Origin of the sequence: Thermosynechococcus sp. M3746_W2019_013 (genome assembly GCF_015296045.1) — a bacterium.
GTDB lineage: Bacteria > Cyanobacteriota > Cyanobacteriia > Thermosynechococcales > Thermosynechococcaceae > Thermosynechococcus.
Genome location: NZ_DVDW01000027.1, coordinates 19866 through 36261, shown reverse-complemented (window position 1 = coordinate 36261; position 16396 = coordinate 19866). Strand labels below are relative to the sequence as shown.

Here is a 16396-nt window from a genome sequence, read left to right as displayed (position 1 = left end):
TTTTGGAAACTTTTAAAAACCGTAATACTTCTATTATAAACAACCGCCATGCCCTAGGAAAGATAGCCTTTCTCTAAGGTAGAGAGTACATAAGTAGGCTGTAATCCTGTCAGCAAGCGGTTTTGACTTTTCCAAGCAGGATGAATCCTTGTGCACAGAGCTGTAACTGTAATTAATTGTTACATCAGAATATATTTCAAGGGTCAGTATCTAGGATGGAAGGAGCAACAGCGGCAGGTGCCTATGAAACGGTTCTTGAGCCATCGGTGCTGTTTTGCGATTCTGTTGGCGATCGCCACCGCCACAGGAGTTGATTTCCCGGCATTTGGGCAAAATGAAACCCAACAGTTGCGCGATATTATGCAGCGGTTGGATGCCCTCCAACAGCGCTATAGTGCTGCCGTCAGTGAACTAGACGTGATTCGTAAAACCTCCTTTGGCGGCGATACCCATAATGTTATTGCCCTTACAAATCAAATTGAGCAATTCCAAAAACAGGGGAATTATGGCGCAGCGGTGGCACCCTCGCGGGACTTGGTGGCGATCGCCGAGCGGGTTTTAGGGCCTAATCACCCCACCGTTGCTGCCGCCTTGAACAATCTTGCCGTTACCTACAAGGAACTCGGCAACTTTAGTGAGGCCATTCCCCTTTACCAGCGAAGCTTGGCCATCCGTGAACAAGCCCTTGGCCCAAATCATCCCGATGTTGCCACCAGCCTCAATAACCTCGCCAATCTCTACACCGATCAAGGTAACTACGGCGAGGCGCTGCCCCTCTACCAGCGTGCCCTTAGGATCCGTGAACAAGCCCTTGGCAAGAACCATCCCGATGTGGGCTTGAGTGTCCACAACTTGGCAGTGATGGACCATTTGCAGGGCAGCTTAACCACGGCCTTGCCCCTATACCAGCGCAGTCTCGGCCTCCTTGAACCCGCCTTAGGGGCAGAACATCCCCTTGTGGCAACAGTGTTGAATAACCTTGCCGAACTCTATCGTGCTCAGGGTAATTATGGTGCCGCGCTTCCCCTTTACCAACGCAGTTTGACTATCCGTGAAAAGGTGCTGGGGACAGATCACCCCGATGTTGCTACGAGTCTTAACAACTTGGCTGAACTCTATCGGGTACAGGGGAATTACGGGGCAGCACTTCCCCTCTATCAGCGCAGTATTGCCCTGCGGCAGCGTACCCTCGGTGGCGACCATCCCTACTTGGCTCTGAGTCTTGCCAACTTAGCAAAAGCCTACTGGGCACAGGGGAATATCAATGAAGCCTTAACGGCCCTCAACCGGGCCCTTGAGATTGAAGAGATCAACCTCAGCCGTAACCTAGTGGTTGGTTCCGAGGAGTATAAACGCAACTATCTAGCCACATTTCAAGACTCCACCAATACCGCCATTTCCTTCCATTTGCAGGGGAATCCCCAGAATCCAGCAGTAGCCAACCTCGCGCTGACAACCATTTTGCGCCGTAAAGGTCGATTGTTGGATGTTTTAGCGGCAACGATCAGCCGCCTGCGCAATCAACTGGATGCGGTGGCTCAGCAGCAACTGGATGAATTAATTCGGGTGCGAACACAGATTGCCAGCCTCACCTTTGGGCGCGATCGCCCACCCCTGGCCAGCCAAATGAGCCAACTGCAACAGCGTGCTAACCAACTGGAAGCGCAACTGGTGAGCCAAAATGCCAACTTCCGTTTAGAATTCACCCCCGTAACCCTCAGGGTTGTGCAGCAAGCTATTCCCGCCAATGCCGTGCTGCTGGAGTTTATTGAATATGTGCCCTACAACCCAAAAACCAACCGTTGGGAGGCTCCCCGCTACGCCCTCTATGGGCTGAAGAATAGCGGTACCCCCCAATGGCAAGACTTGGGTACGGTGGCTGATCTGAATACGGTCATTAAAGCGGCGCGACAGCGGATGGCGGATCCAAGATTGCCAGCTACGGTAACGAAGCCCTCTTTGAAGGCGGCCTATGAGCGCCTCTTGGCTCCTTTGGAACCCTTCCTAGCGGGCAGTACCCATCTGCTAGTGGCTCCCGATGGTCAGTTGAACACTCTGTCCTTTGAGGCTCTGGTGGATCGGCAGGATCGCTATCTAGTGCAGTCCTATACGATCACACTGCTCACCTCAGGCCGCGACTTGCTCCGGCTGCAACAGCGGCGCAAACCTGCAAATCCCCCCTTGGTGGTGGGTAATCCCACCTTTAGTCAAGGGAGTGGTCGCGCCCTGGCAGGGAGTCAGCGGGGGGTCAACCCGCGATCGCTGGATTTGCGCAGCCTCACATTTACAGAATTGCCGGGGACGGCCACCGAGGTAAAAACCCTGAGCACCCTGTTGCCCCAAGCTCAAGTGCTCACGGGCAGGGATGCCACCGAAACGGCAATCAAAGAAACCCGAGGCCCCCGTGTGCTTCACCTGGCCACCCATGGATTTTTCTTGGAAAGGCCGTCCGTGTCTCCCCAAGGCCTGCAAAATACCCGTGGTCTGAATGCCTATGTCCCCTTGGGTGGTGAAAATCCCCTTTTGCGTTCTGGTCTGGCGCTGGCGGGTTTCAATCAACGGCAGAGCGGGGTGGATGATGGGGTATTAACGGCTTTTGAAGTCACCGGCCTCAACCTCGATGGCACCGAGTTAGTGGTGATGTCCGCCTGTGATACGGGACGCGGTGATATTCTCAATGGCGATGGTGTCTATGGATTGCGGCGAGGCTTTACCTTGGCGGGGGCACGCACCCAAGTGAGTTCCCTCTGGAAAGTGGACGACACCACGACTCAACAACTCATGGTTATCTTTTATCAACATCTGGCAGCGGGCAAAGGACGTAGTGAAGCCCTCCGCCAAGCTCAGTTGCAGTTAATGAATGACCCCCGCAAGCAAAGTCCCTATTTTTGGGCTGCCTTTGTCAGTAGTGGTGAGTGGCGACCGCTTCCTTAGGGCCGGGGGTAGCTGATAGGGGTTTGTAATTGGATGCCGAGGGGGCGATTGCGATCAATCCAAAGGATTGGCCCTTGCCGCCGCGGGGGTGGCTCTCCCCAGAGCACAGTGACACTGCCGGGGGGCAAAGGTTCAGGGCTAGGCCATTGACTAGTGAGCCAGACAAGGGAATCAAGGGGATACTCAGCAGCGGAGTCGCCGGGGGCGATCGCCGCCAGTGCCCGCAGGACGGTTGGTTGACCGTGGAGCATCCCCGTGACCGGACTCCAAAACTGAACGGGAATTTGCTGTTGCAAACTGTAAAGGTAGAGGCTGGCCGCCGCAATGACCGCCTGCTCAAAGTCTGCCTCGCTCCAGTGGGGACGGGTATCAAGGGCAATAGTCACCGCATTGCCACCGCTAAAGGTATCAAACTCTCGCACCCGCAGTTCTCCATAGCGCGCACTGGTGCGCCAATGCACCAGACGCAGAGGGTCTCCCCAGCGGTAGGGACGCAAGGCCCGGGTGATGCCCTCTTGGGCAATGTGAAGATGATGCTGGCGATCGCGCCACTCCTGGGAAATCTCTTGCCCCAACTGATCTAACAAAGGACACTGTTGCAGTTGCAGAACCTGTGGATAAACCACCACCTGTTGTGGTACAGGAAAGGAACGCTGACACCAAAAGAGGCCCAAGGGGGCGCCGGTGCGCAGCCGAAGCTGTTGCCATTCATAAACGCCCCGACGGGATGGGATAAGCTCGTACTGCCAAGGCAGGGTTTGCTGTGGTAGCAGTTGCTCGATCGCCTGTTGGGGAAATTCGCGCTGAGTAGCTGACCAGAGGCCACGGGGAACCGGGTCAATCACTTGCAGATTGTGGCGAGGCGTTTGGGTGGCGTTGGTGAGCAAGACCGTAAGGCGGAGGCGATCGCCCGCATGCACTGGAGCCACCTTTACACGCTCCAGCACTAATCCCTGCAAATGGCGCGGTGGTAAAATTGCCGCCACCAAGAGCAGACCAAAAATGATCCCCGTAATAACGTAGAGCCAACCTGCCATGGAGTTAATGGCAGCGGCAAAGAAAAACAGATTCATTCCCAGCAGCAGCAGTCCCCCATAGGCGGGGGTCACCCAGCGTTCCTCCAAAAGCTGATTGAGACGACGCAGCTTGGTCATCGCAAATTTGGGTCTTAGAAGCGGTGGGACTCAGCGGGCAATCGGCTAGGGAACAGGTGGACAAGCAGTTGCTGCAAAGCTTGACGAAAATCCCCCCTCACACAGCCAGGCTCAAACCGCTGCACCAATTCCCCACGATCAAAAAAGAGAAGCGTTGGCAAGCTCGTCAATTGAAAGTGACGACTGAGGGCAAAGTTTTCATCGGCATTGACCCTGAGAATTTGCAACTGTTGGGGTAGCGACTGCTCCAGTTGATCCAGGAGAGGATCAATGAGGTGGCACAGGCTACACCAAGGAGCCCAAAAATGCACGATCACAGGCACAGGGGCACTGCGAATTTGCCGCTGGAATCCTTCGATATTAAATTGCTGAATGCCCTTCACGTTCTTATCTCGTTTTGTCTTGGGATCATGGTAGCAGTCAGCGACAGTTTTGCAGCAGCGATTTGCAGCGATATGATGCCGTAGGATCAAAATAGTTCATAGGATGTCAATTGACCCTCCCAAATGCCTCCTAAACCTTCCCCCAAGTCCACCCTTTGGCAAAAACTTTTCCCCCTGCTGCTACGGGAAGCGATCGCCATGCTTCAGGGGATCACTCACCTCCTCAGCAAAGCCACGGCGCAACTTAAGGGGATGGCCACACAACAGGCGATCGCCCCAGAACAGCTGAATCCCGAACATTCATGGGTTGGTCGAGGGGCAGCCCTATGGTGGCAGGGCATGGGCTGGGTACAGCGACGGCTGCCGAGTCACCTCCAGGAGCGTTATAACCGCACGACATTAACTGGGATCGCGATCGCCCTACTCCTTATTCTGCTCCTGTTGAATCCCCTCCGTTGGTTTCAGTCTGCCGCTCGGCCAACGGTGAAAGCGACCCACCCTCCCCAACCCAGTGTTCTGGTGCCGCCTCGTTCTGCTCCCTCACCAACGGCAGCAACCCTAGCCCCGCCGTCCGCACCAATACCAGAGCCGCCACTGCTGCCCACTCCCTCAGCGGTGGCGATTGCTCCTTCCTCCACCGTCAGTGACAGCTTCACCGTCCGCCAGCGGTTGCTGGCCATTTGCGATCGCTACAGCAACGCCCTTGATCCCACCCTGACCCTCACCCCCAGCGAGCAGCGCCTAGAACTAGTGCTGGCCAATGGTTGGTATGATCTTAGTCCTACCAAGCAAGATCAACTGGCACAAAATCTCTGGCAAACCGCCCATGAGTTGGGGTATGAGGCCATAATTGTTATGGATACCGAAGGTCACCTACTTCTGCGTGATCCCGTAGTGGGTGAGAATGCCATCGTTGTCCGTCGCAAGCTGATCTAACCCTGCCTCACAGCGATAAACTTTGCCAATCCGCTAATCTAGAAGAACGCTAACTTTTTTAGCTTTCTATGAGTAACACCACCGTTTCCGCCGAAAAGCGCAAAGCCCTTGAGCTTGCCGTCGCCCAGATCGAACGCAACTTTGGTAAGGGTAGCATTATGCGCCTTGGGGATGCTACCCGCATGAAAGTGGAGACCATTTCCAGTGGCGCCCTCACCCTTGACCTTGCCTTGGGCGGCGGTCTGCCAAAAGGACGCATCATTGAAATTTATGGGCCTGAAAGTTCAGGGAAAACCACGTTGGCACTCCACGCCGTAGCCGAAGTCCAGAAAGCCGGTGGGGTCGCTGCCTTTGTGGATGCCGAACATGCCCTAGATCCCACCTATTCTGCTGCCCTAGGGGTAGATATTGAAAACCTGCTGGTGGCGCAGCCGGATACTGGAGAAGCGGGCTTAGAAATCGTGGATCAACTGGTGCGCTCGACGGCTGTGGATATTGTGGTGGTGGACTCCGTGGCCGCCTTGGTGCCCCGTGCCGAAATTGAGGGAGACATGGGAGATAGCCATGTGGGGCTGCAAGCCCGCCTCATGAGCCAAGCCCTGCGCAAAATTACCGGCAATATCGGTAAAACGGGCTGTACGGTGATTTTCCTGAACCAATTGCGGCAAAAGATTGGCGTCACCTACGGCAACCCGGAAACGACAACGGGGGGAATAGCCCTCAAGTTCTTTGCCTCGGTGCGCCTAGATATTCGGCGAGTGCAAACCCTGAAGAAGGGAACAGAGGAATTTGGGATTCGCGCCAAAGTCAAGGTGGCCAAAAATAAGGTGGCGCCTCCCTTTCGCATTGCAGAGTTTGACATTATTTTTGGTCAGGGGATTTCCAAGTTAGGCTGCGTTCTCGATATAGCCGAGGCAACCGGTGTGATTACCCGCAAAGGGGCTTGGTATTCCTACAACGGTGAAAACCTTGGCCAAGGCCGCGAGAACACAATTAAGTACATGGAGGAGAACCCTCCCTTTGCCCAAGAGGTTGAACAGCAGGTGCGGCAAAAGCTAGACCAAGGAGCAGCGGGCTTTGCCAATTTTGCCAATAGGGTGACTCATATCCATGAGGAAATTGGCGAAGAGGAATAGGGGCGATCGCCTGTGAGGGACTTCCGCAGCAGTAACTTTCGCTCTCCCCAAAACGTGAAGTCTTCCTCAACCACTTCAAAGCCACAGCGGGCATATAACTGCCGTGCTGCTTGATTTTGAGCAAGGACGTGGAGATAGAGATCGGAATAGTCGGAATAGATGGCGTAAAGGTGGGTCTCAACCGCCTGTAATAGCCGCCGGCCAATGCCCCGTCGTCGGTAGTCGGGATGCACGGCCAAGTTAGAGAGATAAGGGTTGGGTTGCCCCTTGATCTCACGGAGCTGCACCTCAACACTTCCTACACATCGAGAAGCGCCTCCTATGGGCATAATGGCTAGCCAACAGTGGTAGTGGGGACGCTCGCGCTGCCAGCGATCGCGCAAATCCTGCTCAATCCCCAACTGGAGAAAACCGCGCCAAAGGGCTTGCCAACCGCCACCGGGATGAAAACTCAGCGCCACGAGCTGAGCCACACTTGGCAAGTCGGTGATCTCTGCTGCACGAATCTCAATCATGCTAGGGCTGAGGAAGGGCAGATTGCTCCAGTTGGCTCATCAGTGCCCGCAGGGGGGGCTTGGCCAATAGGGTTTGCGTATCCGCCACCAAGCGATCGCCCCAGAGGTTCTCCCGTTGAAACTCCACCGTGCCGTAGCGACTATCGAGACGCAGCGCCTCCTCTGCGAGTTGTATTGCCCTTTCTTCCTGCCCCAGGCGAAGGAGAGCCGTGGCCAAAGCCAGTTTAGGCTCACTGGCCTTGGGGTCAATGTCTGCCGCCTGTTCCCAGTTCTTTGCCGCCTGCTGAATCCTGCCTTGCTCATAGAGCACCAAACCAATGTTGGTGTAGGCTGGCCAAAACTGGCGATCCAAACGCAGGACACGACGGTATTGAGCGATCGCCTGCTCCTTTTCTCCCAGTTTGAGATAGGCGTTGCCCAGATTAAACCATTCCTCTGTGGCATCGGGTTTGAGAGCCAATCCCTGGGCGATTGCCCGCACCGCTGCCCCGTACTGTCCTAGGCGAAAGTGGGCAGTGCCTAGGTTGAAATAGGCGGCTGGATTTTTGGTATTCAGTTTCAAGGCCTGCTCTAGGGCAGGAACAGCCTCCTGAGGTTGATTGACCGTGAGATACAGGCCACCGAGCAAGGCCCAGATCTCGTGGGCCTGAGGTGCTAACTGCACGGCCAGCTTGGCTCGCACCAACGCATCTTGAAATTGCTGGAACTGCGCCAGTTGCAGGGCTTCTTGTGCCACGATAAAGCCATTTTGCTCCATCTCCTTAGGATTGAGTTCAAGGGTGCGCGGTAGCACCACCTGCGCCGTGGCCACACTGCTACTGAGGAGGACTAGACTCAGACCAAAGATAGAGCGGGCAATTGTTTTAAGCACGATGGGCGTCTCGGTGTTGACTAAGCAGGACGGATTCTTCTTTAGTTTGCCACAACCTCTCCGCACTTGGTGTTTGCTGTTGCCGCCTTGGCGCCAAGACGCTTGCTTTCTGAAAAACAATAGATTAATTTAGACCTTGACTAGGATCTCAATTTATATTTCTCTTTACATTTTCTAAACAAAATTAAATGTGTTTTTGAGGAAGCTTAAATGTCAAGCAGTTCAGAGCAAAACATCCCCAACTATCTTGTTCCAGCAATTCTTTCAACAATTTGTTGCTGTTTACCCGTTGGAATTATCGCAATTATCTTTGCCGCCCAAGTTGACTCAAAGTTGACCGCCGGCGATCGTGCCGGGGCGCTAGAGGCCTCAAATAAGGCCAAGTTGTTCACTTGGATGGCTGTCATTTTAGGATTGCTGGGAAGTGTTCTTTATGCGGTGCTCATGGTTCTCGCAATTATCGCCGAGCAGGGGGGCCAGTAGCCGGCAGGCGTTCATAATGGTCAGGCGATCGCCAGCGCAACAGGTGAGTGGCCGGTTGTTGCAATAGTTCAGTCCTCAAGCCCAGAGCCCGGCGCGGGTTTACCGTCGCCAATGTTAACGCTGCTTCAAAATTGCACACTCCCCAGTCCACTAATCGTCCCACCATGGTCAGCAGCGGCACTGTGGTACCGCAGAGGGTGCCATCAGCCAATCGTGCAGTGCCATTTTTGACCTCAATGTGCCGCTCATCCCAAGGGTACAGGCCATCCCCTAACCCCAGCGGTGCCAGCGCATCACTGACCAAAAACAGGCGATCGCCCGCGCATTGCCACAAAATCCGTAACATTTGGGGATGGACATGAACCCCATCGGCAATCACCCCACACCAGACCCGCTGATCGGTCAGGGCGGCTGCTAACAGTCCCGGCTCTCGATGGTGGAGGGGAGGCATGGCATTAAAAGCATGGGTAATCATAGTGGCACCCGCCTCAAAAGCCGCCTGGGCTTGGGCTAGGGTGGCCATGGAGTGGCCTAAACTGACGGTAATTCCTAACTCCCGCAAGTAGGGCAAAACCTGATGGCTTGTATCCAATTCCGGCGCTAGGGTGAGAATGCACACTGCTGGGCTAAAGGTTGCCAGAACTGCTTGAACAGCTTCCAAGGTCAAGGGTTGCAGATACTCTTGGGGGTGGGCCCCCCGCTTGTGGGGATTGAGAAACGGCCCCTCTAAATGGACGCCGAGAATCTCAGCTTCCGGCTCCAGAGAGTTCGGCACATACTGGTGAATCAGTCCCAAAGCGGTGTGAATTGCCCCTAGGGGAGCGGTTACGATGGTGGGGGCATAGGCATCAATCCCCTGTTGCCAAAGGTAGCGGCTAATTTTAGGCAGCGGTTCTGCCGTCTTCAACTCCGGAAAAGGAATGCCCAAGGCACCGTTAATTTGTAAATCGACCCCCCCCAGGGAGAGATAATCACCAGCAAAATCCACAACGCCAACAGCTTGCGGTGGAATTAAATCTGAGCCAATGGCGACTACCTTGCCATCGGCAATTTGTACCTGTTGCAGGCGATCGCGCCCCAAAAGCCGGACCCGATCCAGCCATTGCGCCGCCATCATGCGGGCGTTGCTTGTAAATCAGGACGTTCTTCGGGCACAATTGCCCCCTCGACAGGACACACTTGCAGACAGATGCCGCAGTCAATGCAAGTGGCAAAATCAATCCAGAACCAATCCGTGCCCTTGCTATTTTTGCCCGGCCCTGGATGAATACAGGCTACCGGACAAGCCTCGACGCAATCAGCAACCCCTTCACAGGTATTGGTGACAATCGTGTGGGCCACAGTGTTTTCCTCACTGAGAGTGGAATTCACCTATCCATTGTAAATCTGTAAATCCCGCGGCTAAATCCCTAAATCTGACTTAGCAGCTTCAGCCGCCTCTAAGAGCGCAGGTGTGGGTAGTTCCTGCCAGTCGCGATCGCCGATTTCCCCATAGAAACTTTCATCATAGCTACGGGTTTGAATCACCACTGGCATCGGCACTGCATGGCCAAGGACCAGAGCCTGCTGTTTGGAATCCAGCTTTGCCAACACTGAACGCAACTGCTGTGATCCGGGCACCCCAGTGAAAATTGCCTCAATGTCTTTTTCATCGTTGAGGAGGGCCGTAATGCGAGTACCAATTTGCGACATGATTTCACTATCAATGCCGGAAGGCCGCTGATCCACAACCAGCAAGGTCACGAAATACTTGCGCATTTCGCGGGCGATCGTGCCAAAGATCGTCTGTTTTACGGTTGCTGGATCCAAGAAGCGGTGAGCTTCTTCAATCGTGATTACCAGTTGCCGGGGGCGATCGCTCGGATTTTTCGTTTGCAGAAAGACCTCTGACTGCTGCACGTAGGCTTGGTGAATGCGGCGGGCAATAATATTCGTCGCCAGCATATAGGAGAGCATATTCGCTTGGGAGCCAAACTCAATCACCACATGTTGACCTGCAGCCAGGGTCGCCAAAATTTGGCCAATGTAGTTCTTGCTACAGGTGTTGCGTAGGTACTTCAGTTGTTCCAGCCGCGTGAGTTTGCGTTGCAGGGCCATGATAGAAGCCTTGCTGCCCATTTTTGTTTCACAAAACTCCTGAATCTCCTGATTGGTCATCATCAGCAGGCGAGTGATCCAGCCCTTACCAAACTCGTTGCGCAGAATCATTGCATTTTCTAGGCTGGCCTCCGAGAGGTTGAGTTCTGCCTGCACCAGCGCCAAGTCCTCGACCTCGATTTGATCAAAACCAATGTAGAGTTCCTGGGCATCGCGCACGCCCCGCCGTTGGGTGGATTCAGGGTCAAGGGTATAGATCTTTACTTGGCGTGGAAACAGTTGCCGCAATCCCTTAACGGTACTCAGTTGCTTGCCTTCCCGGGTGGCCTCCCAGCCATACTCCGAGTGCATATCAAAAATCAGGTTCACCGCCGCCTGTTTGCGGATAATCCCCGACAACAACAGCCGCGTCAAAAAGGACTTGCCCGTGCCCGACTTGCCAAATACGCCATTGCTGCGCTCCACAAAGCGATCTAAATCCAAACAAATGGGCACCGCCATATCCAAAGGGGTACCAATGGCAAAGTGGCGCCGCTGCGGATCGTCCTCCCAGCCAAAGACGGCACGAAAGTCTCGTTCACTGGCTTCGTAAACCGGACTGAAGTGGGCAGGAATGGTTTTCACAGGACGGAGTTCCTGCTCATCGTCGAGAATCATTAGCATTGGCGCCACACTCAAGGTGGCAAACGTGCCATTGCCTGCTAGCACCTCCTGCAAAAAGGTATCTTCAAGGGCGGGGGGATTGAGGAGAATGCGGGGATTGGCAGTGCCGAGAGCAACATCCGTCAGCAGGCAAAAGAAGCGCGATCGCCGGCCTTGCACCACCAAAAATTGCCCAACCCGCAGTTCCTCCACTGAAACCTGACCACTGAGTCGCACTTCAAGGCCTTGACTGAGGGAGCCTTGGACGACTATTCCCAGTTGTTGAGCCGTCATCTTTATTGCGTCTTTATTGCGCCGTTACAGCCTGGATCCGTTGGGGATCCCCAAAGCGGGGAGCACCAGCTTGGCTGTGGAATTCCGCCCCCGGTAGTTGACTCGGTTGGAGGGTTTGACTGAGGTGCTGCACATAGCGATCCTGCGCCCGCCGAAAGCCCTCTAGGTTGCTGCCACCATTCAAGAGTGCAAAACAGACAGTGCCGTATCGAGCCGTAGGCAAGACCCCCACTAGGGCACTCACATTCCAAAGGGAACCGGTTTTCACTAGCGTTGCCGCAGGCAATTGACGATCCTCTAATGTACCGCCGTCGCGCCCTGCCATGGGTAGCACATCTGCCAAACTGTGGTTTTTCGCGGCTAACTCCTGCTGGAGGGCAAAGAGCATACCACACACTGCCCGGGGAGAAATTCGATTCTCCTCCCCCAGCCCTGAACCATTGATCAGTTGAATTTCAGCGGCGGAAACATTGGCTTTACGGGCAGCCACTTGAGCCACGGTTGCAGCACCTCCTACCATTTCTGCCAGCATTTCTGCAATTCCATTGTTGCTGTAGATATTCATTTGTCGCACAATTTCCCCTAAGGGAAGGGAGCGGTGCTCTAGGCGAATCGTGACATTGGCGGGGATCGTACCTTGGAAGCGTGTTCCACCGGCAATACTCACTTGGGGGCGCGGTTGTTCCTTGAGGTGCTGCCCATAGGCCGCTGCAATTTCGGGGGTCCACCGGCGATGATCTAGGGCCAGTTTGAATAGCTCTGCGCTGATCTGGGGGTCAGAGTAAAAGTTCATGATAAAGGGAGGGACGATGACTAAGTTCCCTTGCACTTGCTGAATTCCCAAGCGATTGAGGGCATTGCCAAGGGCGATCGCCTCCTCCCACACAAACAGGGGATCATTGCCGCCAATCAAGACCAAATCCCCCCTGAGGACACCATTTTGTAGCCTGCCTGTCGTGCCAATGCGAGTGAGAAACTGATGCTCAAAGGGGTATTTGTCGAGAACAGCAAGGCTCGTGGCGATTTTGGTGACCGATGCAGCAGGAAGGGGGCGATCTCCCTGGTGGTTTACAAGTAACTGCTGGGCACTTTGAATCCAAATCCCCTGTTGGCTGGGGGCAAAGCCTTCTTCAGCTAGCGTTTGCAGGTAGCGATCGCGATACTGATACAGCGCCGCATGATAGGGAAAAATCACTGCTTTGAGAGCCTCAAAGGGCGGCTGTCCCCAGTACCATGCTACTGCTGCCAATAGCTCCAACATGGGCCCTCTAATTCACCGTCAATTCCCACCAGCCAAAACTGGGGCCGATAAAACGCACTGTTAACCAAATCACCACCAGTAGGCCAATCCCCAGCCACGTTCCTCGCGTCACCCATTTCTGAATCAGCAACAGTTGCTCCTTTTTTAGCCAGCCCCCCTGTTGTTGACCGTAGGCCTCACCGAGGGTTTCTTTGCGCCGCTTTGCCTCACCCATAGTTGCTGCGAGAACAGTTACAGTCCTTATCCTAGAGCTTTTGGGGAGCAATGGTGAGCAATCTTGACAAGTCCTTGACAAGTCTCTAGAGTAACCGCCGCCAAGGGCTTACCTTTAGGACTCTAGGACGAAGTTCACCAACTTGCCCGGCACAACAATGACTTTTTTAATGGTTTTACCCGCGAGATAGCGCTGGCCAATCTCTGAGTGCTTGGCAGCTTCCTCAAGTTCGGCTTGGCTGGCAGCGGCTGGCACTTGGATCGCGCCACGGGTTTTACCCATGACCTGAATGACAAGGGTAATTTCATCGGCAACGAGGGCAGTGGGGTCTGCTTTTGGCCAAGGCTGGCGGTGAATTGAATCAGTGCCCCCCAGTTGGTGCCAAAGTTCTTCGCTGATGTGGGGGGCAAAGGGAGCAAGGAGGGTGAGTAGGGTTTGGATGCCTTCGCTATAGACCCCAGAGGTGTAGCAGTCGGCACTGCTGAGGGCATTACTGAGTTTCATGAGTTCAGCAACAGCCGTATTCAGTTGATAGTCACCTTCAATGTCCTCACTGATTTCTTTAATGGCTGTGTGAATGGCACGGCGCAGATCTTTTTCGGCTTTGGTTAGGGTTGTGGGCAGGGGTTGCCCCAGCCGACCCCCCTTGGCTTTGAACGTTTGTACGAGTCGCCAGACGCGGTTGAGAAAGCGAAACTGCCCTTCAACGTCAGCATCGTCCCATTCCAGGTCTTTTTCGGGGGGCGCTTTGAAGAGGATAAACATCCGCGCTGTGTCGGCACCGTACTGTTGGATGACATCGCCGGGAGCAACGCCGTTGTACTTCGACTTGGACATTTTCTCATAGACCACCTCTAGGGCTTCCCCTGTGTCGGGATCGGTGGGTTGGTTGAGATCGGGGATGCGGCTGGGAATGATGTATTTACCAGTGCGCGGATTTTTGTAGGTGCGCCCTTGAACCATGCCTTGGGTGAGCAGTCGCTGAAAGGGTTCACTCACATGCACGAGCTGGCGATCGCGCAAGACTTTGGTAAAAAAGCGCGAGTAGAGCAAATGCAGAATGGCGTGCTCAATTCCCCCCACGTACTGATCCACCGGTAACCAGTCCTTGATGGCTGCGGGGTCAAAGGGGGCTTCACTGTTGCGGGCATCAGCGTAGCGGAAGTAGTACCAAGAGGAGTCAATGAATGTGTCCATGGTATCCGTTTCCCGCTGGGCCGGCCCACCACACTGCGGGCAGGGGACATCGCGCCATGCAGCAAGCTTCGCCAAGGGAGAAGGCCCGCGACCGGTAAACTCCACGTCTTCAGGGAGGAGCACCGGTAATTCTGAGCGCGGCACCGGCACTGGCCCACACTGCGGACAGTGAATGATGGGAATGGGGACGCCCCAATAGCGTTGGCGGGAAATGAGCCAATCCCGCAGCCGATACTGCACTTGCGCCCGTCCCCAGCCTTGAGCCGCTGCGTATTCGGTAATCGCTACTTTAGCTGCGGTGGAGTCCATGCCATCAAATTGACCACTGTTGATCAATCTCCCCGGCTCTGTATAGGCGGCCTTGGGGCGGGCACTGGCTTTGCCGTCTGGGGGGATAATCACTTGGCGGATGGGGAGCTTGTGGGCTTTGGCAAACTGAAAATCCCGCTCATCGTGGGCAGGTACGCCCATCACGGCACCGGTACCGTATTCGTAGAGGACATAATCGGCAATCCAAATGGGGATTGCTTCGCCGGTAAAGGGATTTAGGGCTTTGCCGCCGGTGGCCACACCCCGTTTGGGGCGATCGCCCGCTGTACGTTCCAGTTCACTTTCCTGTTGCACACTGGCAATAAAGGCTTCGACGGTTTTGCGGCGGCGGCTCGTGGTCACCTTCAGCGTGAGGGGATGTTCTGGCGCCAGTACCACGTATGTTACGCCGTAGACGGTATCGGGACGGGTGGTAAAAACACCAATTTTCTCATTGCTGCCCACAATTGGGAATTCCAAATAGGCACCGGTGGACTGACCGATCCAGTTGGCCTGCATTAATTTCACCCGCTCTGGCCAGCCGGTCAGTTGTTCCAAGTCATTCAACAGTTCCTCAGCATAGGCGGTAATTTTCAGGAACCATTGCTTCAGCAGTCGCCGTTCCACTAAGGCCCCCGATCGCCAGGACCGTCCTTCACTGTCCACCTGCTCATTGGCCAAAACCGTTTGATCCACGGGATCCCAGTTCACCGCTGCCTCTTTTTGGTAGGCCAAGCCCGCCTCAAAAAATTCCAAAAACAGCCATTGTGTCCAGCGGTAGTAGTCGGGGTCACAGGTGGTCACCTCCCGTTCCCAATCGTAGGCGAGGCCAAGACGTTGCAGTTCTTGGCGCATTTGGCCAATATTCTGTTGTGTCCAAAGGCGGGGATGAATTCCCCGTTCAATGGCAGCATTTTCCGCCGGCAGGCCAAAGGCATCCCAGCCCATGGGGTGGAGAACGCGGTAACCCTGCATCCGCCGACAGCGGGCAATGACATCGGTAATCGTATAGTTGCGGACGTGCCCCATGTGCAGATTCCCTGAGGGGTAGGGAAACATGGAGAGGGCATAGAATTTGGGCTTTTGCGGATCGGTGTCGGTGCGATCCAGTTGGCGTGCAGCCCATTCCTGTTGCCACTTGGCCTCAATCACTTGGGGGTCGTAGCGATCGTCCACAACAGTTTTCCCGAAAGAACAGCTTATCTATTGTATCTGGATTGTATCTGGCCCCTCCCCCTCCAAGATGCTGCAACGGTGGCCTTAGCTTTCAGGTGCAGCAACTGGGCGTAGCCGATAGCCTTGACCATAGACCGTTTGAATCAGGGAGGGTTCATCCCTGTGCTCAATTTTGCGGCGTAGGAGCCGAATCTGGGCTGCCAATAGGTTGCGATTGACACAGGGCTGATCCGGCCACAGTTGACTGGCAATCAATTCATGGCTGAGCAGTTCCGTCGGGTGCTTGAGGAAGAGCGCCAAAAGTGCCGTTTCCTTTTCCGACAGGCAGATGCACTGTTGTCCCCGGTAGAGCAAACGACCTTCAACATCTAAACGCAAATCCTGCCAGCAAAGAATGGGGGCTGTACACCCCATCGCATGCCGCCGTCGCAGCAGTGCCCGTACCCGTGCTAGCAATTCCCGTAGTTCAAAGGGCTTCACCAAATAATCATCGGCACCGGCATCCAGACCGCATACCCGGTCATCGACTGTATCTCGAGCAGTGAGAAAGAGAACGGGGGTCTCATCACCTGCTTGGCGCCATCGTTGACAGAGTTCTAGCCCTGTGGGCGGGGGTACCATCCAATCCAAAATCAATAGGTGGTAGGGGCGCTGCCTTTGCCAGTAGGCTTGAGCCGTTTCACCATCATAGGCCACGTCAACGTGGTAGCCCTCTTGACGTAGGATGTGACCTAAGGGGTCGGCTAGTTCCGTTTCATCCTCTAGTAGCAGAATGTGCTCCACAATTCAATTGA

General features: G+C 54.8%; 15 protein-coding genes. 4 read left to right on the top strand and 11 right to left on the bottom strand.

Translation table 11 applies throughout. From position 1 onward, the window contains the following. The first annotated feature begins 243 nt into the window (after positions 1–243). The gene (locus tag IGQ16_RS05360; protein WP_297060521.1) at positions 244–2934 is read left to right on the top strand and encodes a CHAT domain-containing tetratricopeptide repeat protein; all 2691 of its coding nucleotides are present in this window, start codon (positions 244–246) and stop codon (positions 2932–2934) included. Here the strand turns inward: IGQ16_RS05360 and IGQ16_RS05355 are convergent. Then, positions 2931–4088: a DUF58 domain-containing protein gene (locus tag IGQ16_RS05355; RefSeq protein WP_024125349.1), complete on the bottom strand. Its 1158-nt coding sequence runs from the start codon at positions 4086–4088 to the stop codon at positions 2931–2933. The two genes, IGQ16_RS05360 and IGQ16_RS05355, sit on opposite strands and share 4 nt — an antisense overlap. A 14-nt stretch (positions 4089–4102) precedes the next feature. Then, positions 4103–4471, bottom strand: a complete 369-nt coding sequence (locus IGQ16_RS05350; protein WP_297060519.1) for a co-chaperone YbbN — start codon at positions 4469–4471, stop codon at positions 4103–4105. A gap of 123 nt (positions 4472–4594) precedes the next feature. On the opposite strand from IGQ16_RS05350, the gene IGQ16_RS05345 reads away from it, so the two are divergent. Next, a complete protein-coding gene (locus IGQ16_RS05345) occupies positions 4595–5407 on the top strand; it encodes a hypothetical protein (RefSeq protein ID WP_297060517.1) in 813 nt (270 codons plus the stop codon). A 68-nt stretch (positions 5408–5475) separates the two neighbouring features. Beyond that, positions 5476–6543, top strand: a complete 1068-nt coding sequence (gene recA, locus IGQ16_RS05340) for a recombinase RecA (protein WP_297060515.1) — start codon at positions 5476–5478, stop codon at positions 6541–6543. Here recA and IGQ16_RS05335 read toward each other — a convergent pair. Both IGQ16_RS05335 and IGQ16_RS05330 read right to left on the bottom strand, forming a co-directional pair. After that, positions 6510–7058: a GNAT family N-acetyltransferase gene (locus IGQ16_RS05335; protein ID WP_297060513.1), complete on the bottom strand. Its 549-nt coding sequence runs from the start codon at positions 7056–7058 to the stop codon at positions 6510–6512. The two genes, recA and IGQ16_RS05335, sit on opposite strands and share 34 nt — an antisense overlap. Position 7059: 1 nt before the next feature. Continuing rightward, on the bottom strand, positions 7060–7929 hold the full coding sequence (locus tag IGQ16_RS05330) for a tetratricopeptide repeat protein (RefSeq protein ID WP_024125354.1): 870 nt from the start codon (positions 7927–7929) through the stop codon (positions 7060–7062). Between the two features lie 210 nt (positions 7930–8139). On the opposite strand from IGQ16_RS05330, the gene IGQ16_RS05325 reads away from it, so the two are divergent. Then, complete coding sequence (locus tag IGQ16_RS05325) at positions 8140–8412, top strand: CD225/dispanin family protein (protein ID WP_024125355.1); 273 nt, start codon at positions 8140–8142, stop codon at positions 8410–8412. On the opposite strand, the gene nagA is transcribed toward IGQ16_RS05325, so the two are convergent. The 7 genes from nagA to IGQ16_RS05290 form a co-directional block, all read right to left on the bottom strand. Beyond that, positions 8387–9529, bottom strand: coding sequence for an N-acetylglucosamine-6-phosphate deacetylase (gene nagA, locus IGQ16_RS05320; RefSeq protein WP_297060511.1), 1143 nt, complete (start codon positions 9527–9529; stop codon positions 8387–8389). The genes IGQ16_RS05325 and nagA overlap by 26 nt on opposite strands. After that, positions 9526–9753, bottom strand: a complete 228-nt coding sequence (locus tag IGQ16_RS05315; RefSeq protein ID WP_024125357.1) for a ferredoxin family protein — start codon at positions 9751–9753, stop codon at positions 9526–9528. The genes nagA and IGQ16_RS05315 overlap by 4 nt, the downstream gene beginning before the upstream one ends. 60 nt (positions 9754–9813) lie before the next feature. Next, positions 9814–11445 (bottom strand): DUF87 domain-containing protein, encoded by a 1632-nt coding sequence (locus IGQ16_RS05310; protein WP_297060509.1) that lies wholly within the window; start codon positions 11443–11445, stop codon positions 9814–9816. Positions 11446–11458: 13 nt separating this feature from the next. After that, positions 11459–12706, bottom strand: coding sequence for a D-alanyl-D-alanine carboxypeptidase (locus IGQ16_RS05305; protein ID WP_024125359.1), 1248 nt, complete (start codon positions 12704–12706; stop codon positions 11459–11461). Between the two features lie 7 nt (positions 12707–12713). Next, complete coding sequence (locus IGQ16_RS05300; protein ID WP_024125360.1) at positions 12714–12920, bottom strand: DUF2839 domain-containing protein; 207 nt, start codon at positions 12918–12920, stop codon at positions 12714–12716. Between the two features lie 114 nt (positions 12921–13034). Continuing rightward, positions 13035–15602 (bottom strand): leucine--tRNA ligase, encoded by a 2568-nt coding sequence (leuS, locus tag IGQ16_RS05295; protein WP_024125361.1) that lies wholly within the window; start codon positions 15600–15602, stop codon positions 13035–13037. Positions 15603–15686: 84 nt separating this feature from the next. Then, positions 15687–16385, bottom strand: coding sequence for a response regulator transcription factor (locus tag IGQ16_RS05290; RefSeq protein WP_297060507.1), 699 nt, complete (start codon positions 16383–16385; stop codon positions 15687–15689). Positions 16386–16396: the final 11 nt, after the last annotated feature.